This is a genomic window from Pseudomonas sp. Nvir (genome assembly GCF_963778085.1).
GTDB classification, from domain to species: Bacteria; Pseudomonadota; Gammaproteobacteria; order Pseudomonadales; family Pseudomonadaceae; genus Aquipseudomonas; species Aquipseudomonas juntendi.
Map to the genome: position 1 here is coordinate 4462971 of NZ_OY970405.1, position 23133 is coordinate 4486103.

Consider the following 23133-nt stretch of genomic DNA (forward strand, 5'->3'; position numbering starts at 1 on the left):
GGAACGTACCCCGATGCGCCAGCCATTGTCCCTGCAAACCCCGCACCTTAGCGACTACCCCGAACTGGCCCAGGTCTGGGAAGACTCGGTGCGCGCGACCCACGATTTTCTACCCGATGCCTATGTCCGGCTGCTGCGTGAGCATGTGTTGTACCGCTACCTCGACGCCGTGATGCTGGTCTGCTGCAAGAACCGCCAGCGTATCTGCGGGTTCGCCGGGGTCGCCAGCAGCCGGGTGGATATGCTCTTCGTTGCCCCGGCCTACCGTGGCCAGGGCGTGGGCAGGCGCTTGCTGCGCTACGCCATCAACGAACTCAATGCCGAAACCCTGGACGTCAACGAGCAGAACCTGCAAGCCCTGGGCTTCTACCTGCATGAAGGTTTCGAGGTGGTCGGCCGCTCCCCTACCGACGGCCTTGGCCAACCCTACCCCCTGCTGCATATGCGCCTGCGGGGCACAGGCCAGTGCAGCGGCGACTGAATATGCCGCAGCAGGTCGCCGAAATGGCGTAATTGACACAGATTCCCATCATCAACCGCGTAGGGGCAGGTACAATGGTCACCTTTCCCTGCCTCTGCGAATTGCGCCATGTCCGAACCCGTCCGCCTGTCCAAACGCCTCATCGAGCAGCTTGGCTGCTCTCGCCGCGAGGCCGAGCTGTACATTGAAGGAGGCTGGGTCACGGTCGATGGCGTGGTGGTCGAGCAGCCGCAGTTCAAGGTCGGGCAACAGCGCGTCGAGCTGTTGCCTGGCGCCCGCGCCGAGCCCCTGGAGCCGGTGACCCTGCTGCTGAACCAGCCTGCCGACATGGACAGCGAAAGCGCCCGCGCTAGCATCAACATGGGCAGCCTCAGCGAAACCCACCGCGAGGGCGTGCGTGCGCTGCACGGGCACTTTGCCCGGCAGGCTTGCGTCGCCCCACTGGAGCGCGGCGCCAGTGGCCTGCAAGTGTTCACCCAGGACTGGCGGGTGACCCGCAAGATCGAAGCCGACCTGCGCCGCCTGGAGCAGGAATTCATCGTTGAAGTGCGCGGCCAGACCACGCCCCAGGCACTGGAGCGCCTGGCCCGCGGTGCTATGCGCAATGACCGTGAGCTACCCAAGGCCAAGGCCAGCTGGCAGAACGAGACCCACTTGCGCATGGCCCTGAAAAACCCGCAGCCCGGGCAGATCGCCGAATTGTGCGCTTACCTGCGCTTGGAGCTGGTCGGCATGCGGCGCATTCGCCTGGGTGGCGTGTCGATGGGCAAGTTGCCGCTGGGCCAATGGCGCTATGTGGCCGCTACCGAACGTTTCTAAGTAATAGGCCGCGCTGGAACGCGCGGCACCTGAACAGGATTCAGCAGCAATGAACCACAACGACGTCCTGCGCAGCCTGCGCTACATGCTCAAGGTGAACGACGCCAAGATGGCCGAGATCATCGGCCTCTCCGGCCTCGAAGTGCACCCGCTGGTGCTCGCCACCTACCTGAAGAAAGAAGACGAAGCAGGCTTTGTGCGTTGCCCTGAGCGGGTGATGGCGCACTTCCTCGACGGCCTGGTGTTCTACCGTCGCGGCAAGGATGACAGCCGCCCGGCGCAACCGATCGAGCTGCCGGTGACCAACAACCTGATCCTCAAGAAGCTGCGGGTGGCTTTCGAACTCAAGGAGGACGACTTGCACGCGATCCTCAAGTCCGTGAACTTCCCGGTCAGCAAGCCGGAATTGAGTGCACTGTTCCGCAAAGCTGGCCACGACAACTACCGGCCGTGCGGCGACCAGTTGCTGCGCAACTTCCTCAAGGGCCTGACTTTGCGCGTGCGCGGCTGAGTGACCATGCAGCACACCGTTGCCCCGGTCGGTATCGTCCGTTCATGCTTCAAGGAAAAGTTTGCCATTCCGCGCCAACCGCAGCTGGCTCCCGCCGCCCGCGGGGTGCTGGAGCTGCTGCCGCCGTTCGACCAGGGTGAGGCAGTCGAAGGCCTGGAGCAGGTCAGCCATGTCTGGCTGCTGTTCCTGTTCCACCAGGCGCTGGAAGACAAGCCACGCCTGAAGGTGCGGCCACCGCGCCTGGGTGGCAACAAGAGCATGGGCGTGTTCGCGACCCGCGCCACCCATCGGCCCAATGGCATCGGCCAGTCGGTGGTGCGCCTGGAGGGGGTTGAACCGGGGCGGCTGCTGCTGTCCGGGATCGACCTGTTGGACGGCACGCCGGTGCTGGACATCAAGCCCTACGTGCCTTACGCCGACAGCATTGCATGCGCCAGCAACCAGATGGCCAGCGCTGCGCCTGCAGCCATTGCCGTGCACTGGGCCGACAGCGCATTGGCGCAGGCCCGCGAGCATGCATTGCGGCTGGGTGAGCCGCTGGTGGCGCTGATCGAACAATGCCTGGCCCAGGACCCACGCCCGGCCTACCAGGTACCTGCACCGGAACGGGTGTACGGGGTTAGGTTCTGGGATGTGCAGGTGCGCTGGCATTACCCGCAGCCGGAGGCGATCCGGGTGTTGGAGGTGGTGCTGGCCTGACCCCGATTCAGGCTTGTTCGCTGGCCATTGTAGGAGCGGCCTTGCGTCGCGATGGGGCGCGTAGCGGCCCCGGGGCTTTAGCCATCCTGCAAGCTTGCCGGGGCTGCTACGCAGCCCTTTCGCGACGCAAGGCCGCTCCCACAAGGACCGTGCAGGCATAAAAAAGGCGACCCGAGGTCGCCTGGCGCTGATCGAACAGTGCCTGGCCCAGGACCCACGCCCGGCCTACCAGGTGCCTGCACCGGAACGGGTGTTGGAGGTGGTGCTGGCCTGACCCCGATTCAGGCTTGTTCGCTGTCCATTGTAGGAGCGGCCTTGCGTCGCGATGGGGCGCGTAGCGGCCCCGGGGCTTTAGCCATCCTGCAAGCTTGCCGGGGCTGCTACGCAGCCCTTTCGCGACGCAAGGCCGCTCCTACAAGGACCGTGCAGGCATGAAAAAGGCGACCCGAGGTCGCCTTTTTGCATTTCAAGCCGCTATCAACGAGCCGGGCCTTCAGCCACACCCAGGTCGTCGGTTGGGCGGGTATCAACCAGCGGTGCACCGCCGGACGCCAGCTCCGAGGCCAGCTTGTCGTTGTCCATTTCCTTGACCCACTTGGCCACGACCACGGTGGCAACGGCGTTGCCGACCAGATTGGTCAGGGCGCGGGCTTCGGACATGAAGCGGTCGATACCGAGGATCAGCGCCAGGCCGGCAACCGGCAGGTGGCCCACCGCCGACAGGGTGGCAGCCAGCACGATGAAGCCCGACCCGGTGACGCCGGCAGCACCCTTGGAAGCCACCAGCAGCACCAACAGCAAGGTGATCTGGTGGGTGATGTCCATGGTGGTGTCGGTGGCCTGGGCAATGAATACCGCTGCCATGGTCAGGTAGATCGAGGTGCCGTCGAGGTTGAACGAGTAACCGGTCGGGATCACCAGGCCAACCACGGACTTCTTGGCACCCAGGCGTTCCATCTTGGCCAGCATGCGCGGCAGGGCCGATTCCGACGAGGAGGTGCCCAGCACGATCAGCAGCTCTTCACGGATGTAGCGGATCAGTTTCAGCACGCTGAAGCCGTGGGCGCGGCAGATACCACCCAGCACCACCAGCACGAACAACAGGCAGGTGATGTAGAAGCAGGCCATCAGGTAGCCCAGTTGCACCAGCGAACCCACGCCGTACTGGCCGATGGTGAAGGCCATGGCACCGAAGGCGCCAAGCGGTGCCAGCTTCATGATCATGTTGATGATGTTGAACATGACATGGGCGAAGCGGTCGATCATGTCCAGCAGCGGCTTGCCGTAGCTGCCCAGGCGGTGCAGGGCGAAGCCGAACAGGACCGAGAACATCAGCACTTGCAGGATATCGCCGTTGGCGAATGCACCGACCACCGTGTTGGGGATGACGTTGAGCAGGAACCCGACCGTGGTCTGCTGCGCACCGGCGGCGGCATAGGCAGCCACACTGCTGGCGTTCAGGGTGCTGACGTCGATGTGCATGCCAGCGCCTGGCTTGACCACGTTGACGACGATGAGGCCAATGATCAAGGCGATGGTGGAGACGATTTCAAAGTACAGCAGCGCGTAGCCGCCAGTCTTGCCGACCGACTTCATGCTCTGCATGCCGGCGATGCCGCTGACCACGGTACAGAAGATGATCGGGGCGATGACCATCTTGATCAGTTTGACGAAACCGTCACCGAAGGGTTTGAGCGCGACGCCCGTTTCCGGGTAGAAGTGGCCGAGCAGGATGCCGATGGTGATGGCGACCAACACCTGGACATACAGGGATTTGTACAGCGGCTGACGTGTCGTCATGGCTAATTTTCCTCAAGTGTGCCGGCTCACCCTTCCCAGGGTGATGGGGCACCTGAATCGCTAACCCTCCTGCACCTGGAGGGATTTGTCGTTGTGTTCGAGCTGCCTGGGCAGGCCTCTGCGTAGATCAATAGCAAGGGTGGTGCCAAAGTGCCCAGCAAGGGTGCAAATACCTTGTTTAGCAAGGATTAATGCCCAACGACGGGGCGATAAAAGTGAGGAAAGCTGGCGGATTTCCGCCCGGTGGCGGGTTTTGTACAGGCATATTGGCGGGAATCCGCCCACCCGGGCCGTGAATCAATCGAGGTTGAAGGTAATCCTGAACGCGGCCCCACCCAGTGGGGAGTCCCCCAGGCTGAGCACGGCGTCATAGCTGTCGACGATATCCTTGACCACCGCCAGGCCGATGCCCTGCCCCGGGTGCTGACTGTCCAGCCGCTCACCGCGCTCGAGGATGCGTTCGCGCTGGTCGACCGGTACGCCCGGCCCGTCGTCTTCGATGCACAAGGTCAGGCGCCCTGGCACTTGCTCGAGGCTTACGCGCACCTGGCCAAGGCTCAGCCGATAGGCGTTTTCCAGCAGGTTGCCGAGCATCTCCAGCAAGGCGCCCTGCTCCATCGGCACCTGGGCCGCCCCGGGTAACACCCGTTGCACCTCCACGCGTTTGTCCCGGTATACCTTGGCCAACGTGCTGCACAGGCTGTCGAGCACAGGCCGTAGCGGCACACTGTGGCGCACCAGGCCGCTCTTGCGCAGGCTGGCGCGCTGCAGCTGGTAGTCGATCTGCTGGCTCATGCGTTCGATCTGGCTTTGCAGCACCCGCGCCTGTTCGCGTTCGCCACTGCGCTGCTGCAGGCTTTCGCCCACCCCCTGCAACACCGCCAGCGGGGTTTTCAGGCTGTGTGCCAGGTCGTCCAGCGAATCCCGGTAGCGCGTACGCTGCTCGCGTTCACTGCGCAGCAAACGGTTGAGCGAGCGGGTCAGGCGCAGCAGCTCGCGGGGGTGCTCGCCGCTCAGGCCATCGCGCGCCCCTGCTTCCACCTCATCCAGTTCGTGGCTGAGCCGGCGCAGCGAGCGCAAGCCCCAGGTCAAGCCGGCCCACAGCAACACCAGCAGCGCCAGCAAGGCGGCGCCGAAGCCCAGGTAGAGCTTTTCGCGCAGGCCGTCGAGGGTGGCCTTGTACTCGCTCACCGGCTGCAGGGCGACAATGCTGTAGGCTGCGCTCTGGCCACCCAGCAGCTTGATCTCGACGTCGTAGACAAAGAACTCTTCACCGTCGGCCTGGTGGATGCGGGCAAATTCGTTGCCGCGCCCGTCATAGCGCGGCCGGTAGTTGATGTGCCGGTCGGCGGTGGCGCGGGACTGCCAGACCAGCTGGCCATCGCGGTCGAAGATATACCCGAGCAGGCCGGTGTACGGCAGGTTGTAACGCTCGTCCGGCAGCAGTTCAGGCATCTGCAACTGGCCGCCTTCGATGCGCGCGGCCGATATCAGCGTGGTTACGTCCGAGGCCAGGCGCTGCTCGATCGACTCCTGCAGGGCCAGGCTGAACGCCTTCTGCAACGCGGGCAGCAACCCCAGCATGAACAGCAGCGCCAGCACGGCGGCGGCCAGCATCAGGCGCACGCGCAGGGAACGAATCATCGGCAGCGCTCGGTGAACAGGTAGCCCAGGCCACGTACGGTATCGATGGGTTTGAACCCCTGCTCGCCTTCCAGCTTGCGGCGCAGGCGGCCGATCAGCACTTCGATGACATTCGGGTCACGCTCCTCATCGCCTGGGTACAGTTGCTCCATCAGGCGGTCCTTGGCCACCACTTGCTGATGATGGCGCATGAGGTATTCGAGGATGCGGTACTCATAAGCCGTGAGCGCCAACGGCTGCGCATCGAGGCTGGCCTGCTTGCGGTTGAGGTCGAGCACCAGTGGGCCGGCAGCGATGGTCGACTGGGTGAAGCCGCTGGAGCGGCGCAGCAGCGCATTCAGGCGGGCTTCGAGCTCTTCGAACTGGAAGGGTTTGACCAGGTAGTCGTCGGCGCCTGCGGCCAGGCCTTCGACCTTGTCCTGCCAGTTTCCACGGGCCGTGAGGATGAGGATGGGGAAGGTCTTGTCCTGGCTGCGCAGGCGCGTGATCAGCTCCAGGCCACTGATACCGGGCAAGCCCAGGTCGATGATGGCCAGGTCGAAGTGGTATTGCCCGGCCTGGTACAGCGCCTCCTCGGCATCGGCGACCGCCTCGACCACGTGGCCGCTTTCGCCCAGGCGGGTGTAGAGGTGATGGCGAAGCAGGGCTTCGTCCTCGACCACCAGCAGTTTCATATGCAGCTCCTTTTCATCTATTGCCTGTACCGGCCTCTTCGCGGCTAAAGCCGCTCTCACAGGGAGCACACAGGTTTGCTGGACTGTGCGATCCCTGTGGCAGCGGCTTTAGCCGCGAAGAGGCCGGTACAGGATAACCCGGCAGGCCGTCAGAACTTGTAGGAGGCCGCCAGGTAAGTCTGCGCACTGCTGCTCAGGCGCAGGGTGCCATCCTTCGGCCCGCCATGCGCGCCGACCTCGGTTGCCGCATTGGTGCGCAGATAGCGGTAGCCCAGCTCGACCGAAGCCTTGTCGGTGATGTCCTGGATCACACCGGCCTGCAGCCCGTAGGCATAACCGTAGTCGGTATCGCGGCGGGCGCCTGGCGAGTCCTGGGTGAGCTTGGTCATGCCCAGGCTGCCACCGCCAAACAGTTTGGTGGTATCGCCCACCGGCAGGAACAGGTCATAACTGCCCAGCAGGTTTTCCTGACGCAGTTTCAGGCCGCTGTGGTCGCCCGAGACGTTGTCATAGGTCATGTAGTAACGGCCTTGGTCGTTGATCTTGCCCACACGCACACCCCAGGTGTCATCCTTGCCGATGATGCCGTCGGTGTTGAGGTTGTCGGTGTTGCGCTGCAACAGGCCGGACTTGCGAACCTTGTCGCTGGTCTGGCCGTAGGTGAGGCTGGCGAAGTTGTCATCGGCAGCCTGAGCGGTGGTGAGGCCAGCGGCGCAGACGGCCATGGCGGCAAGCAGGGTATTGAAGGTTTTCATGGCAGGTTACTCCAGTTGGGTGCGTTGTTTCGGTCTGGAAGCTAGAGTAAGCAGGGCACCCTGAACCGCGACTGAACCCTGACTGAACCTCGGCTGAACGACCCGATTGCCGAACAAGGAGTAGTACCCATGCGTGTCCTGCTGGCCCTGACCCTGATGTGCAGCGCTGCCCTTGCCCAAGCGGCAGTACAAACCCGCGAAATTCCTTACCAGGACGCCGACGGCAACCGCCTGGTCGGCTACTACGCATACGACGACGCCGTCGAGGGCAAGCGCCCCGGCATTGTGGTGGTGCATGAATGGTGGGGGCTGAACGATTATGCCAAGCGCCGCGCCCGTGACCTGGCAGCGCTGGGCTATAACGCCCTGGCCATCGACATGTATGGCGATGGCAAGCACACCCAGCACCCGCAGGATGCCCAGGCGTTCATGACGGCCGCCCTGAAAGACCCTGCCGCTGCGGCCAGGCGTTTCGATGCAGGCCTGGAGCTGCTGAAACTGCAACCGAACACCAACAAGCACGAGCTGGGTGCGGTCGGCTACTGCTTCGGCGGCAAGGTGGTGCTGGATGCTGCACGCCGTGGGGAGAAACTCGACGGCGTAGTGAGCTTCCATGGCGCACTGGCTACCGCTACCCCGGCCAAACCGGGCGTGGTACGCGCGGCTATCCTGGTCGAGCACGGCGCGGCCGACAGCATGGTCACACCGCAACAGGTCAAGGACTTCAAGGCCGAGATGGATGCGGCCAAGGTGAACTATCAGTTCGTCAGCATCGAAGGGGCCAAGCACGGTTTCACCAATCCGGATGCAGACCGCTTGAGCCATGGCGAGCATGGCGGGCCGGACATTGGCTATAACAAGGCCGCGGATGAAAGCTCCTGGGCGGATATGCAGGCGTTTTTCAAGAAGGTATTCAAATAGCGATTGTACGGCCCGCTTTGCGGCCCATTGTCGGCAAGCCAGCTTCCCCAGGCACTGCATAGATCTTCGGGCCTGCAGGCTTGCCGGCGATGGGCTGCACGGCAGCCTTGGCTATTGCATCTCCCACACCGTCGCCGCGGCTGGCACAATAGCCGCCATGAATACGCTCCCCGCCTGCTGCGCCCCACTTCAGTACCACTGGCCCCTGCCACGCCCATTACCCGGTGCGGTGCTGGTCAGTTGCGCCTTCGAACCCGCCCAGCTAGGGGCCGACGACTTCCAGCGCGCGGGGGTAGTGCCAAGCGCCAGCCTGCTGCGCTCGGTGCCCAAGCGCCAGGCCGAGTACCTGGCCGGCCGTGCATGCGCACGGGCCGCGCTGCAGCGCCTGGACGGTCGCAACTACGTGCCTGGCACCCATGAAGACCGCTCGCCCATCTGGCCCGCCGGCATTCATGGCTCGATCACCCATGGCCAAGGCTGGGCCGCCGCTGTGGTCGCTGGCGCCCACAGCTGCCAGGGCCTGGGCCTGGATCAGGAAGCCCTGCTCGATGACGAACGCGCCGAGCGCTTGATGGGCGAAATTCTCACCCCGGCCGAGCTGGAGCGCCTGGACCGCGCTCAGCTTGGGCTGACGGTCACCCTGACCTTCTCGCTGAAGGAAAGCCTGTTCAAGACCCTCTACCCCCTCACCCGCCAGCGTTTCTACTTCGAGCACGCCGAAGTGCTCGACTGGTCTGGCGAGGGGCTGGCGCGCCTGCGCCTGCTCACCGACCTGTCGCCACAGTGGCAACGCGGGGCAGAGCTGCACGGCCAGTTCAGCCTGCAAAACGGCCATCTGCTTAGCCTGGTGAGCGTCTGACGCCTACAGCGGTGCCTGCTGGCGCGGCCAGTTCAGGCTGAAGCAAGCGCCCCCCAACGTCGCACTGCGCCCTACCGTGGCTCGCCCGGCATGCCAGTAGATGATCCGCCGCACAATCGAAAGGCCCAGGCCATGCCCGCCCGAGGCGCGGGTGCGGCTGTCGTCCAGGCGGGTGAACGGCGTGAAAATGCGGTCCCATACCCCCTCAGGGATCCCTGGGCCATCGTCTTCCACATCGATGCGGCAGCGTTGCTGCCCCAGCTGGTAGCTCAGGCGTACCTGCGACTCGGCGTGGCGCATGGCATTGCCGACCAGGTTCTGCAGCGCCCGGTGCAGGTAGCGCGGCTCAGCCTCGACCCAGGCGCCATCGGCATCGGCCCCCTGGCACTCACCCCGCTCGACGCGCACATCGGCACGCAGCGGCGCCAACTCGTCGATCACCCGGTCGAGCAAGACATCGATGTCGATCCGCTGGAACTGCAAGGCCGGCGCGCCTTGCTCCAGGCGCGCGTAAGTGAGCATTTCGTCGACCAGCCTGTCGAGGTCCTGGATGTCGCCGTCCATGCCAGCCAGGTGCTTGGCGCGCGCCTGCTCGGTGCTGGCACTTTCGATCATCTCCAGGCCAAAGCGCAGGCGCGCCACCGGCGTGCGCAACTCGTGGGATACCGCGCGCACCAGCTCACGCTGCATGGTCAGCGAACGCTGCAAGTGCTCGGCCATGCCATTGAATGCGGCGGCCAGGCGCCCTACCGAGTCGGTGTCGCCAGCCGGTACGCGTGTGTCCAGGCTGCCTTGGGCGATGCGTGTGGCGGCAACTTCCAGGCCCGACACGCGGCGCTCCAACTGGCGGACCAGCAAGTAGACCACCAGACCGATCAGGCACAGGCCCAGAAACGCGATCAGGACCAGCAACTGCGGCGGATACGGGTTGAGCTGGTACAGCGGGCCGATCTCCAGCACCCAGGGCGAGCCGGTCAACCCGGCGAACACCCGGATCGAATCGCCATCCTTGCCCAGCGCCATCACCGTGTCGCCCTCCTCGACCCTGTGCCGCTGGTCATCGTCCAGGCTGACGCGCTCGATCCGTTGCAATGCAACGCCAAAGCCGAAGCCTTTTTCCTGCGTCAGCTGGGCCAGGCGCTGCTGTTGTTCGGTGACCGGGTAGCGCACCAGCTCATCGGCCAGCAGATAAAGCGTCGCGCGTGCCAACTGCTCGCTGATCTGGTTGATCTGCGCCACCAGCATCAGGTCTTCCTGGCCAACCTTGCGCAGCACCTGTGCCGCATGCGGGCCGGTTTTTTCCACCACCACCAGGCCACGGGCCAGGCGCGCCCGCTGGCTGCCATCAAGCCGGCGGGCGCTCATCGGCTGCAGCGCCAGTGGCACGCCGAGCAGGCGCTCCCAAATCAACAGCGAGCGCTTGCGTTCGGTTGCGTTCTGCACCGCCAGGTTGTCCGCCATCAGGCTGAAGGTGCCTTGCGCCAGGCGCTCACGGTGCTGGGCGGCGCGCACCTCGTTGACCAGGTGCAGGCTGAGCACGCCCAGCAGCGCCACCAGTACCAGCACCGCCAGCATACCGCCATAGATGCGCAGGAATATCGAATTGTTCATGGCGCCTCGCCGACGAACAGGTAGCCCTTGCTGCGCAGGGTCTTGATCAGCCGCGGCTGCAGCGGGTCATCGCCGATCTTGGGGCGGATCCTGGAAATGCGGATGTCGATGGAACGGTCCTGGCCGTCGTAGCCAACACCACGCAGCGCAGTGAAGATCTGTTCGCGGCTAAGCACCCGCCCGGCATTGCTGGCCAGCAGCCAGAGCAAGTCGAATTCGGCGCCGGTCAGTTCGATCAGTTGCTCACCGAGGCGCGCCTCGCGCAGCCGGTTGTCGATGTGCAGGGCACCGAACGCCAGGTCCTGGCGCTTGCTGTCCAGGGCTTCGCTACGGCGCAGCAAGGCCTGTATGCGCGCCAACAGCAGACGCGGGCGCACCGGCTTGCAGACATAGTCGTCGGCGCCCAGGTCCAACCCGTGGATCTGGTCGAGTTCGTCGCTGCGTGCGGTGAGCATCAGGATCGGCCCAGGGTACTGGTTGCGCGCCCGGCGGCAGATGCTCAAGCCGTCCTCGCCCGGCAGCATCAGGTCGAGAATGACCAGATCAGGTTGGCTGTCGACGATCCGACGCACGGCACGCGCGCCATCGCCCTCGACCGCGACCTCGAAGCCGTTGGCCTGCAGGTACTCGGCGGTCAGCTCGGCCAGGCGCGGGTCGTCCTCGACGATCAGAATGCGGGGTTGGGTCTGGTCCATGGCTTTGGCCTTTTTATTCTCTGGATCGCAATCTTGGCCTTTGAGCGTATGACTGTAGATCTTTGCTGTCCATGAAATCGAGCGGGGCCCGCACGGTGCTCGATCTGACAGGCAGCAACCCGCTACAGCCACGCACCTGCCCCCCTTGGCTCGAGCGTTTTTTGTGGTAGGGTGCGCGCCCGCAAAAACTGCGACGGGGCGGCGAACGGCCGAAAAATACTGCAAACCACTTGGCACAAGGCCTACAGCGAATACTCACCTTTCACCCACAAAGTACCCACACGTTATCCACAGACGCTCGCCTTGCAAACCCCCCAATACCGCATTATCTTGTATCCCGATCGCAGCGAACCACTAGATATAGGGGTTCGTGCAAAATCACACACAAAAGTCAACCCGCTAGATCAAACGATCTTCGGGTTGGAACTTCAAGTGATTTCAGCAGCCAAACCGCTCCTGCGGAGGCGACCGAGGCAAGCCCACCCAGGGCCTTGTTCGGGCATGGGTGTTGCAGGCCAGCCTGGCACTCATCAGCAACAGTTTTTGGGCCCAGCCCAGAACCTTTGACTTCGGCCAGGGAGCGGCAAGCCATTGCCCCTTATTCCTGAGTCTGTCCCGAAGTCGGTACGCCCGCGCGGGCGGGTGCGCATGCAGTGCGCATCCCCGTGAGGTTATCGAGCAAGTGGACGGAACGGTGGGCGCTCAAAAGGCGCCTGTACAATATAGAAACTGTGGAGACACCCACCCATGCAAACCGACACAACTCGCGAGAACCCGCAGGCCAAGGTGCCGCAGGCCGCCGATTCCCAGCAGGATCTGGCTGCTACCGCCCCTGGCCAACTGCGCGTGATCAAGCGTAACGGCACTGTCGTCCCGTACACCGACGACAAGATCACCGTTGCCATCACCAAGGCGTTCCTCGCAGTTGAAGGCGGCACCGCCGCCGCCTCGTCGCGCATCCACGACACTGTCGCGCGCCTGACCGAGCAGGTTACCGCCACGTTCAAGCGTCGCATGCCATCGGGTGGCACCATCCACATCGAAGAAATCCAGGACCAGGTCGAGCTGGCCCTGATGCGCGCCGGCGAGCAGAAAGTCGCCCGCGACTACGTGATCTACCGCGACCAGCGTGCCAAGGAGCGTGCGACCCGCGCCAACAGCGACGCCGTGGTCGAGCCACACCCGAGCATCCGCATTACCCTGGCCGACGGCAGCCTGGCACCACTGGACATGGCCCGCCTGAACACCATCATCAGCGAAGCCTGCGAAGGCCTGGCCGAAGTCGATGGCGACCTGATCCAGCGCGAAACCCTGAAGAACCTTTACGACGGCGTAGCCATCAAGGACGTCAACACCGCCCTGGTGATGACTGCCCGTACCCTGGTAGAGCGCGAGCCGAACTACTCGTTCGTCACTGCCCGCCTGCTGATGGACACCCTGCGCGCCGAAGGCCTGGGCTTCCTGAACGTCGCCGAAAGCGCCACCCACCACGAAATGGCCGACCTGTACGCCAAGGCGCTGCCGGCCTATGTCGAGAAAGGCGTCGAATTCGAGCTGCTGGACCCTGCCCTGAAAGGCTACGACCTGGAGCGTCTGGGCAAGGCCATCGACCACGAGCGCGACCAGCAGTTCACCTACCTGGGCCTGCAAACCCTGTACGACCGCTACTTCATCCACAAGGATGGCGTGCGCTTCGAGCTGCCCCAGGTGTTCTTCATGCGTGTGGCCATGGGCCTGGCGCTGGAAGAGAAAGACAAGGAAGCCCGTGCGATCGAGTTCTACAACCTGTTGTCGTCGTTCGACTACATGGCCTCGACCCCGACCCTGTTCAACGCCGGTACCCTGCGCCCGCAGCTGTCCAGCTGCTACCTGACCACCGTGCCGGACGACCTGTCGGGCATCTACCACGCGATCCACGACAACGCCATGCTGTCGAAATTCGCCGGTGGCCTGGGCAACGACTGGACCCCGGTCCGTGCACTGGGCTCGTACATCAAGGGCACCAATGGCAAGTCCCAGGGCGTGGTGCCGTTCCTGAAAGTGGTCAACGACACGGCCGTTGCCGTGAACCAAGGTGGCAAGCGCAAAGGCGCCGTGTGTGCCTACCTGGAAACCTGGCACCTGGACATCGAAGAATTCATCGAGCTGCGCAAGAACACCGGTGATGACCGCCGTCGTACCCACGACATGAACACCGCCAACTGGATCCCTGACCTGTTCATGAAGCGTGTCTTCGATGACGGCAAGTGGACCCTGTTCTCGCCATCGGAAGTGCCCGACCTGCACGACCTGACCGGCAAGGCCTTCGAAGAGCGCTACGAGTACTACGAAGCCCTGACCGAGTACAACAAGATCAAGGTGTTCAAGACCATCCAAGCCAAAGACCTGTGGCGCAAGATGCTGTCGATGCTGTTCGAGACCGGCCACCCATGGCTGACCTTCAAGGACCCGTGCAACCTGCGTTCGCCGCAGCAGCACGTGGGCGTGGTCCACAGCTCGAACCTGTGCACCGAGATCACCCTGAACACCAACAAGGACGAGATCGCGGTCTGCAACCTGGGCTCGATCAACCTGCCGAACCACATCAATGATGGCAAGCTGGACACCGCCAAGCTGCAACGCACCGTGAACACCGCCGTGCGCATGCTCGACAACGTGATCGACATCAACTACTACTCGGTGCCGCAAGCGCGTAACTCGAACTTCAAGCACCGCCCGGTCGGCCTGGGCATCATGGGCTTCCAGGATGCGCTGTACCTGCAGCACATCCCGTACGGCTCCGACGCGGCCGTCGAGTTCGCCGACAAGTCGATGGAAGCGGTCAGCTACTTCGCCATCCAGGCTTCGTGCGACCTGGCCGACGAGCGTGGCGCCTACGAGACCTTCCAGGGCTCGCTGTGGTCCAAGGGCATCCTGCCACTGGATTCGCAACAGATCCTGATCGAGGCCCGTGGCCAGAAGTACATCGACGTCAACCTGGAAGAGTCGCTGGACTGGGCCCCGGTGCGCGAGCGCGTCAAAAAAGGTATCCGTAACTCGAACATCATGGCCATCGCGCCAACTGCAACCATTGCCAACATCACCGGCGTGTCGCAGTCGATCGAGCCGACCTACCAGAACCTGTACGTGAAATCCAACCTGTCGGGCGAGTTCACCGTGATCAACCCGTACCTGGTGCGCGACCTGAAAGCCCGCGGCCTGTGGGACTCGGTCATGATCAACGACCTGAAGTACTACGACGGTTCGGTGCAGCAGATCGAGCGTATTCCGCAAGAGCTCAAAGACCTGTACGCCACCGCGTTCGAAGTCGAAACCAAGTGGATTGTCGATGCGGCCTCGCGTCGTCAGAAGTGGATCGACCAGGCGCAATCGCTGAACCTGTACATTGCCGGCGCCTCGGGCAAGAAGCTGGACGTGACCTACCGCATGGCCTGGTACCGTGGCCTGAAAACCACCTACTACCTCCGTGCCCTGGCCGCGACCAGCACCGAGAAGTCGACCATCAACACCGGCAAGCTCAACGCCGTTTCCAGCGGTGGCGACAGCGCCCCGGTTCAGGCAGCCGGCCCAGCGCCAGTGCCGAAGGCCTGCGCGATCGACGAGCCAGACTGCGAAGCCTGCCAGTAAGGCCTGAATGCCGCACGGGGTGCCCTTGGGTGCCCCGCGCGGCATTTTTGTATCTGCACCCCGGAGAAACCTTGCCCTTGCCCGGCGCTCACGCGGCTCGGCAAAAGAACAGGACTTCTCACAAAACGCGGTCACTGTGGGAGCGGCCTTGTGTCGCGATTGGGGTGCGAAGCGCCCCCAAGATTGCAGCTTCGCGGCATGATTCGCGGGGCCGCTTTGCGGCCCGTTCGCGACACAAGGCCGCTCCCACAAAAATCACGCCAACACCACATAATGTGCCTTAAAAATAAAAAGCCACAACATGTAGTGCCATCCGCGTTTTGCCGCTACACTCCCTTCCCATAGCAAGCCACACAAACCCGGTGAACGGACGCACGCATTTCCGGTCGAAAAAGTTACCCTCGCCCGCAAGAGACGCGCCCCGATCCAAGGCGAAATCCGATATACTTCGCCCCCTCTGAAAAGAGCACCATTCAATTGTCCTGGCCCCTCCCCGAGGCCTGGCCAGGTACAAGCCAGAACACATTCAGATGTAAACGAGAGTCAGCCTCTCGAGCTGTCCATTCGCCGTTACGGCCTTGCGTCAGGCATCACATTCTTTAAATCCAAGCGGTTGCCCCAGGGCAACCCTCAAGCAGGAGCCAAACCATGCTGAGCTGGGACGAATTCGACAAAGAAGACGGCGAAGTAGCCGCCAAAGGCAACAACCCTGCGCAGACCGCTGCCGCCGCCACCCTCGACAAGCTCGACAGCGCCGGCGGTGCCGCCGCCCTGGAAGCCCGTGCGGCCACCGCTGCTGACTCCGACGCGGTCAAACGTGCCAAGGCAGCCCTCGACGCCCTCGACGTTGCCGAAGGCCTGGCCGAACTGGAAGGCTCCTCGGCCCGTGTTGCCGTTGACGAAAAGCGCATGATCAACTGCCGCGCCGACCTGAACCAGCTGGTACCGTTCAAGTACGACTGGGCCTGGCAGAAGTACCTGGACGGCTGCGCCAACCACTGGATGCCGCAAGAGGTCAACATGACCGCCGACATCGCCCTGTGGAAGAGCCAGGACGGCCTGACCGAAGACGAGCGCCGCATCGTCATGCGCAACCTGGGCTTCTTCTCCACCGCCGACTCGCTGGTTGCCAACAACTTGGCCCTGGCCGTGTACCGCCTGATCACCAACCCCGAGTGCCGCCAGTACATTCTGCGCCAGGCCTTCGAAGAGGCGATCCACACCCACGCCTACCAGTACTGCATCGAGTCGCTGGGCATGGATGAAGGCGAGATCTTCAACATGTACCACGAGATCCCGTCGGTCGCGAAGAAAGCCGCCTGGGGCCTGAAGTACACCCGCGCCATTTCCGACCCGGAGTTCAACACCGGCACCGTCGAAACCGACAAGGAGCTGCTGCGCAACCTGATCGCCTACTACTGCGTACTGGAAGGCATCTTCTTCTACTGCGGCTTCACCCAGATCCTGTCCATGGGCCGCCGCAACAAGATGACCGGCGTTGCCGAGCAGTTCCAGTACATCCTGCGTGACGAGTCGATGCACCTGAACTTCGGTATCGACGTGATCAACCAGATCAAGATCGAGAACCCGCACCTGTGGGATGCGGCGATGAAGGAAGAAGCGACCCAGATGATCCTGCAAGGGACCCAGCTGGAGATCGAATACGCCCGCGACACCATGCCACGCGGCGTACTGGGCATGAACGCAGCGATGATGGAGGACTACCTCAAGTTCATCGCCAACCGTCGTTTGACCCAGATTGGTCTGAAGGAAGAGTACCCGGGGACTACCAACCCGTTCCCGTGGATGAGCGAGATCATGGACTTGAAGAAGGAGAAGAACTTCTTTGAGACGCGGGTGATTGAGTATCAGACTGGTGGGGCGTTGAGCTGGGATTGATCGTCCGGGCTGAGCATCGAGAAGGCTGCCGAATGGCAGCCTTTTTTGTTGGCGCAGGAATTGCCGAACAGGAAGCATCCTACAAGCTTCGCGATTGTCACTTTGAAAGCGTCGCGATAACGTTTCATGGCGCTTAAGAACGCTCACGCAGCGGAACCCCGTTCCCGTTAGCAACGGCTCTCCAACATCAGGATGGCCAAACATCGACAGTCTCAATACACCGACCGTCTTCACCCGCCACAACCGCCCTCTTCACACGCTCTGGCTCGAATCCGAAGCCTGGTTTTGCGCCCACGAACTCGGCCGACTGAGCGGGCACTTCTTCGACGAACATTGCATGCGCAAGCTCGACCCGGACCAGTACCGCACGGTGCAGTTGCTGCGCTATGGCAAGTACCAGGAAACCACCATGGTCAGCGAGTCCGGAGCCTATACATTACTGGCGCATCACCATGTGCCGGAGAACCGGCATTTGCGCTGGTGGCTGACGCATGAGGTGGTGGCGGTGCTACGTGATGGGCAGGTGGATCGGGGGAAGCGGATACGCCCAGGCTTGGGCGGATGTGCTGGCCTGGCGGGCGAACGGCGACGTTGTTGTATTGGCAGAGTGAGCCATGGGTGAGGATGCGGGATATGCCGGTGGTGATGGCGGCTGAAAGTGATGAGGTAACGCCGCTGCTGAAGCGCAGTATCAATTGGAAGGAATGTGCTCAGCGGGCTCTCAGGTTGCATGGGGTGTAGCTGACCTGTGGCGGAACTGTGGGAGCGGGCTTGCCCGCGAACACCGGCGAAGCCGGTGCCAGACACCGCGTCGCTTGCTTCGCGGGCACGCCCGCTCCCACAGGGCATTGCGTATTGCCAAAGCCTGGCTAATCCTGGAATGCAATCATCGATGGCAAGACCAGCTCCTACAGGTATCACGAAAGTCTTCAGCAAACGGGGATCCTGTGGGAGCGGTTCGTCGATGGATTGCATCAGGCTTCAGGCGTTGCTAAGGCCGACTCGGCTTCAAGCAGGTTGTGCAACGTATTGAGGAACAGGTCAAAGCTGATGATGCCGGTCGATACGGTCGACAGCACGGTCTGGCCGTTTTCGTCCTTGATCACCACCAGTTCGGTCCACTGGCTGAGGTCAACATTGCGCAGGCTGCTCAACGCGACCTTGCGGCCATCCACGTCGAGCGCTTCACGAGTGATGGTCAGCGGTTTGGTGGTGACATTGAAGAAGTCGCCGCTCATGCGCTTGCCCCAAACCTGGGACGTTTCGAGGTAGTTGAACTGCACCGCCCCGCCGCTTTGCAGGGTGGCGAATACTGCTGGCAGGCGTTCGTTCAGGTACAGCTCGCGTACCTGCTCAAGAAACACATAAAGCTTTTGCAGGTGTGGGTTGACCCGGCGAAACGGCTCACTGGCGTTACGGCGATAAGCGAGGTTGTTGATCAGGCCGGCAATGGCAGTCTGCCCAGAAGCGAATAGGTAAAAGTCGCCCATCTCGCTGAAGGGCACGTAATCGCGCTGGTTGCCGATGATCTGGCAGATGCCTTTCTCATAAACCTCATAACGGGCAGCGCGCAGTTTCTTCTGCCACAGCGCCAGGGCGAACATCACCCCACCGAGCACCGCCAGCAAGGCGATGGTGGAATAGAACAGGCTTTGCGGGCCGTTGAAGTTCTGGCCGCTGGTAGCACTCAGGTAGCCGACGAAAGCGGCCAGGCCCAGGAAGACACTGCCCAGGATAAGCATGCAGACGATCAGCGCCTTGCCATAACCATAACTGCCGAGCAGCTTGCCGGCGGACGTGACTGGGGTGGGTTGCATGGTGAAGCCTCCTTACTTGGGGAAATGGACGTCATGTCATTGTTGGCGCTCAGACACCAGTTGTAGCTTTTAGTTCTGGGCCCAACGCGCTTCAGGTAGTGCTTCAGCCCAAGCTCTGCCGACAGGGGTGGGGGACGTGCTGGCCGTCAACAAAGCCCGTGAAACCAAGCGCCGGCCGCGCGGTGCTCGATCTCACAGGCCTTGAACCTGCCGCCGCTTACTCCGGCAGGGCAAACGCCATCACATAGTCCCCTTGCCGGGTACCCAACGAGCCATGCCCGCCGGCCATCACCAGCACGTACTGGCGACCATCCTTGCCGGTGTAGGTCATCGGCGTGGTCTGAGCACCTGCCGGCAGGCGCCCTTCCCAAAGCACCTTGCCATCGCGCACGTCATAAGCACGCAGGTACTGGTCGAGGGTGCCGCTGAGGAACGCCAGGCCGCTGGCGGTGGTGAAGCTTCCGCCCAGGCTCGGCACGCCCATGGTCAGTGGGATCGGAATGGGCGAGCTGTCACGTACGGTGCCGTTCTTGTGCTTCCAGATCACCTTGTGGGTGGTCAGGTCCACTGCGGCCACATAGCCCCAGGCCGGTGCCTGGCAAGGCAGCCCCAGCGGCGACAGGAAAGCGCCCATGATCACCCCATAAGGCGCGCCCTTGTTGGCCTGGATGCCCTCGGTCTCACTCTTGCGCGCCGGCTGCCCGGCGATTTTCGAGGCTGGCACCAACTGCGACTTGAAGGCCATGTAGCTGGGGTTGACGAAGGCGATCTGGCGCTCCGGGTCGACCGAAATGCCACCCCAGTCGAACACCCCGAAGTTGCCTGGGTAGACCAGCGAGCCCTGCAGCGATGGCGGGGTGTAGATGCCGTCATAGCGCAGCGAACGGAAGTCGATGCGGCACAGCATCTGGTCGAACGGCGTTACCCCCCACATGTCTCGCTCACGCAGGGTGGGCGGCATGAAATTGAGCTCGGACATCGGCTGGGTCGGTGCGGTGTGATCACCTTCCACGGCGCCTTGCGGTACCGGGGTTTCGTGGATGGGCACCAGCGGCTGACCGTTGCTGCGGTCCAGCACGTAGATGCTGCCCTGCTTGGTCGATGCCATTACCGCAGGCTTGATGCCTTCGGCGGTCTTGATGTCGACCAGGCTCGGCTGGCCACCGACATCCATGTCCCACAAGTCGTGATGGGTGAACTGGTAGTTCCAGCGCACCTTGCCAGTGGCGATGTCCAGGGCCACCAGGCCGGCACTGAATTTCTCCGCCTCTGGCGTGCGGTTGCCGCCCCACTGGTCGGGCATCTGGTTGCCCATGGGCAGGTACAGCAGGCCGAGCTTCTCATCGGCGCTGATCACCGACCACACGTTTGGAGAGTTGCGGGTGTAGAACTGGCCGTCACTGATCGGCGCGGTGGCGTCGGGGTTGCCGCTGTCCCAGTTCCACACCAGCTGGCCGGTGATCGCATCATAGGCGCGGACGACGCCGGACGGCTCGTCGGTGGAAACGTTATCGGTGACATGACCGCCAAGTATCACCAGGCCGCCGGCCACGGTGGGTGGCGAAGTGGAGTAATAGCCACCGGGGGCGAAGCTGCCGATGTTGCGGGTAAGGTCGATCTGGCCGTTGTCGCCAAAGCCGGCGCACTGTTGGCCGGTATCGGCATCCAGCGCGATCAGGCGGGTGTCGGCGGTGGGTACGTAGATGCGCTTGGCGCAGGCCCGCCCTTGCACGGGGCTCGCTTGCGAGCTGGCCGTGTCGAAATAGGCCACGCCGCGGCAGGTCATGTGTGCCCAGCCTTTGAAGTTGGCCGCATTCTGCGTGCTGAGCTTGGGATCGAAACGCCAGATCTCCTTGCCGCTGTCGGGGTCCAGGGCAATCACCTGGCTATGCGGGGTGCATACGTAGAGCTTGCCGTTGACTTTCAGCGGGGTGTTTTCCGCCGTGGTCTCGCCCGGGTCGTTTGGCCCGGGGATATCACCGGTGCGGTAGGTCCAGGCCAGCTTGAGCTTGCCCACATTCTGCGGGGTGATCTGCTTGAGTGGCGAGTAACGGTCGCCAAACTCGGTACGCCCGTAGGACTGCCAGTCACCGTCAGGCATTGCCGGTGCCGTGCTGGTGGTGCCTGCCGTGTCACGGTCCAGGCGGCCGACCACGGTGTCGGGCTGGGTGAACTGGCTGGCCAGCGCCATCAGGCCCGCGGCCGCCACGCCCACACTCAATACCCCTGTACCGAGGGGATAAGGCTGGCCCTGCGTCAATGGCCTGCGTAGCCAAGGCAATAACAACACCAGGCCAAGGACGAACCAGAGGGCCAGCCGGGGGACCAGTTGCCACCAGTCCAGGCCCACCTCGACCAACGACCAGAGCGAACTCAGCAACAGCACGACGCCATAAACGCTCAATGCCTCACGTCGGCCAGCCAGCAACAAGGCTGCGGTAATCGCCAAGCCAATGCCGGCCAGCAGGTAATACAGCGAACCGCCAAGGGTTGCCAGTTTGATGCCGCCGGCCAGCAAGGCCAGGCCCATCAGCAAAAAAACCACGCCTAGCGATCTGGGCAGCAAGCGTGAAGGGTGTGAAGCACGGGTGGTGCTCATCGGTGAAATCTCCGTTTCCATAGGTCTGAATCGATAAGACATTCAGCAACGAAGAATAGTATTACTAAATAATTCTGCGACAAACTGACGCACCCGAGGCAGTGCGTTGCGACAAATGCAACAATTCGCGGGCAGTCGTAGTATGACCAGTTGTTATTGCGAGCCCGAACTAGAGCCTGCGCTTGAGCGCTCACCGCTGAAAGTAGCTGAATGCTGGCGGCCAACGCCGTTGACAGCGGGTTTTTCACTTGTTAAAAAAGCCGCAGTTGTACGACAACACATAACAAAAACAACATCAGCGGAAGCAACCCATGTCGAAAATCTGCCACACCACCCTCCCCTATGCGCTGCTTGGCGCCAGCCTGCTCAGCTGCCTGCCGGGCACCAGCCTTGCCCAAGGTTTCATCGAAGACAGCAAAGCCGTGCTGGGCCTGCGCAACTTCTATATCAACCGCAACTTCACCAACCCCGCCAACCCGCAAGGCAAAGCCGAAGAATGGACCCAGAGCGTGATCCTCGATGCCCGTTCCGGCTTCACCGAGGGCCCGGTGGGTTTTGGCGTGGACGTGCTGGGGCTGTGGTCGGTGAAGCTCGATGGCGGGGGCGGCACCTATGGCACCGGGCTGCTGCCACGCCACGACGATGGGCGGCCGGCGGATGACTTTGGCCGGCTTGCCGTGGCGGGCAAGGCGCGCATTTCGAAAACCGAGCTGAAGATCGGCGAATGGATGCCGGTACTGCCAATTCTGCGCGCGGACGACGGGCGTTCACTGCCGCAAACATTGCGTGGCGGGCAGGTCACGTCCAACGAGATTGGCGGGCTGACCTTGTACGGCGGCCAGTTCCGCGCCAACAGCCCGCGCAACGACGCCAGCATGGAGGACATGAGCTACGGCGGCGCGGTGTCGGACCGCTTCAACTTCGTCGGGGGCGAGTACAGGTTCAACCAGGAGCGCACCCTGGTGGGGCTGTGGAATGCGGTGCTCAAGGACGTCTACCAGCAGCAATACCTGCAGCTGAGCCACAGCCAGCCGCTCGGCGACTGGACCCTGGGCGCCAACCTGGGCTATTTCCAGGGCGATGACGACGGTTCCAGGCGCGCTGGCGAGCTGGACAACAAGACGTACTCGGGGATGTTCTCCGCCAAATACGGCGGCAGCACCTTCTGGGTCGGGCTGCAGAAGGTCGATGGCGATACCTGGATGCGGGTCAATGGCACCAGTGGCGGAACCCTGGCCAATGACAGCTACAACGCCAGCTTCGACAACGCCAACGAACGCTCATGGCAGGTGCGCCATGACTTCAACTTCGTCACCGTCGGCGTACCGGGGCTGACCTTGATGAACCGCTACATCAGCGGCCGCGAAGTGCACAGCGGGGTGGTGACGGATGGCAAGGAATGGGTCCGTGAGACTGAACTGGCATATGTGATACAGAGCGGAGCGTTCAAGGATTTGAGTGTGAAATGGCGCAATTCGTCGATTCGGCGGGACTACAGCAATAACGAGTTCGATGAGAACCGGTTGATTTTCAACTACCCGTTGTCATTGCTGTAAGGGTTTACGCAGACCTTTGGAGGGACGGCCTTGTGTCGCGTAAGGAGGCGAAACGGCCCTGGCAAATCATGCCGCTAAGGTGCCGTCCTGGGGGCGCTTCGCACCCCTTTCGCGACACAAGGCCGCTCCTACAGGGCACGCGCATGACATCGGGCTGACATTGAGT

Annotated in this window: 18 protein-coding genes and 1 pseudogene; 11 read left to right on the top strand and 8 right to left on the bottom strand. The window is 62.8% G+C overall.

Annotated features, from left to right (window positions below; translation table 11 throughout):
• Positions 1-13 precede the first annotated feature (13 nt).
• The 5 genes and pseudogenes from AACG97_RS21555 to AACG97_RS21575 all read left to right on the top strand — a co-directional run.
• Entirely contained in the window at positions 14-481 is a 468-nt protein-coding gene (locus AACG97_RS21555) for a GNAT family N-acetyltransferase (protein ID WP_009682555.1), read from the top strand.
• Positions 482-589: 108 nt separating this feature from the next.
• Positions 590-1300, top strand: coding sequence for an rRNA pseudouridine synthase (locus AACG97_RS21560; protein ID WP_009682556.1), 711 nt, complete (start codon positions 590-592; stop codon positions 1298-1300).
• A 49-nt stretch (positions 1301-1349) separates the two neighbouring features.
• The gene (locus tag AACG97_RS21565; protein WP_009682557.1) at positions 1350-1811 is read left to right on the top strand and encodes a YehS family protein; all 462 of its coding nucleotides are present in this window, start codon (positions 1350-1352) and stop codon (positions 1809-1811) included.
• A gap of 6 nt (positions 1812-1817) precedes the next feature.
• Positions 1818-2510 (top strand): tRNA (N6-threonylcarbamoyladenosine(37)-N6)-methyltransferase TrmO, encoded by a 693-nt coding sequence (gene tsaA / locus AACG97_RS21570; RefSeq protein ID WP_009682558.1) that lies wholly within the window; start codon positions 1818-1820, stop codon positions 2508-2510.
• Positions 2511-2637: 127 nt separating this feature from the next.
• Positions 2638-2760: pseudogene (locus AACG97_RS21575) on the top strand (tRNA (N6-threonylcarbamoyladenosine(37)-N6)-methyltransferase TrmO); the annotation flags it as partial.
• 227 nt (positions 2761-2987) lie between these two features.
• Here AACG97_RS21575 and AACG97_RS21580 read toward each other — a convergent pair.
• The 4 genes from AACG97_RS21580 to AACG97_RS21595 form a co-directional block, all read right to left on the bottom strand.
• Positions 2988-4310 (bottom strand): dicarboxylate/amino acid:cation symporter, encoded by a 1323-nt coding sequence (locus AACG97_RS21580; protein WP_009682559.1) that lies wholly within the window; start codon positions 4308-4310, stop codon positions 2988-2990.
• A gap of 297 nt (positions 4311-4607) precedes the next feature.
• Positions 4608-5954 (bottom strand): ATP-binding protein, encoded by a 1347-nt coding sequence (locus AACG97_RS21585; RefSeq protein WP_009682560.1) that lies wholly within the window; start codon positions 5952-5954, stop codon positions 4608-4610.
• Entirely contained in the window at positions 5951-6628 is a 678-nt protein-coding gene (locus AACG97_RS21590; RefSeq protein ID WP_009682561.1) for a response regulator, read from the bottom strand. The genes AACG97_RS21585 and AACG97_RS21590 overlap by 4 nt, the downstream gene beginning before the upstream one ends.
• 149 nt (positions 6629-6777) lie before the next feature.
• Positions 6778-7383: an outer membrane protein gene (locus AACG97_RS21595; protein ID WP_054881146.1), complete on the bottom strand. Its 606-nt coding sequence runs from the start codon at positions 7381-7383 to the stop codon at positions 6778-6780.
• A 129-nt stretch (positions 7384-7512) separates the two neighbouring features.
• Here AACG97_RS21595 and AACG97_RS21600 point away from each other — a divergent pair, with 129 nt between their 5' ends.
• On the top strand, positions 7513-8304 hold the full coding sequence (locus AACG97_RS21600) for a dienelactone hydrolase family protein (protein ID WP_009682563.1): 792 nt from the start codon (positions 7513-7515) through the stop codon (positions 8302-8304).
• Between the two features lie 157 nt (positions 8305-8461).
• Positions 8462-9163 (top strand): 4'-phosphopantetheinyl transferase family protein, encoded by a 702-nt coding sequence (locus AACG97_RS21605; protein WP_009682564.1) that lies wholly within the window; start codon positions 8462-8464, stop codon positions 9161-9163.
• Positions 9164-9166: 3 nt separating this feature from the next.
• Here AACG97_RS21605 and AACG97_RS21610 read toward each other — a convergent pair whose 3' ends face one another.
• The gene (locus tag AACG97_RS21610; RefSeq protein WP_047150011.1) at positions 9167-10774 is read right to left on the bottom strand and encodes an ATP-binding protein; all 1608 of its coding nucleotides are present in this window, start codon (positions 10772-10774) and stop codon (positions 9167-9169) included.
• The gene (locus AACG97_RS21615; protein WP_009682568.1) at positions 10771-11469 is read right to left on the bottom strand and encodes a response regulator; all 699 of its coding nucleotides are present in this window, start codon (positions 11467-11469) and stop codon (positions 10771-10773) included. Before AACG97_RS21615 ends, AACG97_RS21610 begins: the two co-directional genes overlap by 4 nt.
• 747 nt (positions 11470-12216) lie before the next feature.
• Between AACG97_RS21615 and AACG97_RS21620 the strand changes: the two genes are divergently transcribed.
• From AACG97_RS21620 to AACG97_RS21630, 3 genes are all read left to right on the top strand, one after another.
• Positions 12217-15096, top strand: coding sequence for a ribonucleoside-diphosphate reductase subunit alpha (locus AACG97_RS21620; protein ID WP_009682569.1), 2880 nt, complete (start codon positions 12217-12219; stop codon positions 15094-15096).
• A gap of 648 nt (positions 15097-15744) precedes the next feature.
• Positions 15745-16995 carry a ribonucleotide-diphosphate reductase subunit beta gene (locus AACG97_RS21625; RefSeq protein WP_009682570.1) on the top strand — a complete coding sequence of 417 codons (1251 nt, stop codon included), beginning with the start codon at positions 15745-15747 and terminating at the stop codon, positions 16993-16995.
• Positions 16996-17302: 307 nt separating this feature from the next.
• Positions 17303-17617, top strand: a complete 315-nt coding sequence (locus AACG97_RS21630; RefSeq protein ID WP_232555047.1) for a BRO-N domain-containing protein — start codon at positions 17303-17305, stop codon at positions 17615-17617.
• A 352-nt stretch (positions 17618-17969) separates the two neighbouring features.
• Here the strand turns inward: AACG97_RS21630 and AACG97_RS21635 are convergent, their stop codons facing one another.
• Both AACG97_RS21635 and AACG97_RS21640 read right to left on the bottom strand, forming a co-directional pair.
• A complete protein-coding gene (locus AACG97_RS21635) occupies positions 17970-18812 on the bottom strand; it encodes a hypothetical protein (RefSeq protein WP_009682572.1) in 843 nt (280 codons plus the stop codon).
• Between the two features lie 217 nt (positions 18813-19029).
• Positions 19030-21411 carry a glucose/quinate/shikimate family membrane-bound PQQ-dependent dehydrogenase gene (locus AACG97_RS21640; RefSeq protein WP_033690332.1) on the bottom strand — a complete coding sequence of 794 codons (2382 nt, stop codon included), beginning with the start codon at positions 21409-21411 and terminating at the stop codon, positions 19030-19032.
• Positions 21412-21722: 311 nt separating this feature from the next.
• Between AACG97_RS21640 and AACG97_RS21645 the strand changes: the two genes are divergently transcribed.
• Complete coding sequence (locus tag AACG97_RS21645; protein WP_009682574.1) at positions 21723-22967, top strand: OprD family porin; 1245 nt, start codon at positions 21723-21725, stop codon at positions 22965-22967.
• Positions 22968-23133: the final 166 nt, after the last annotated feature.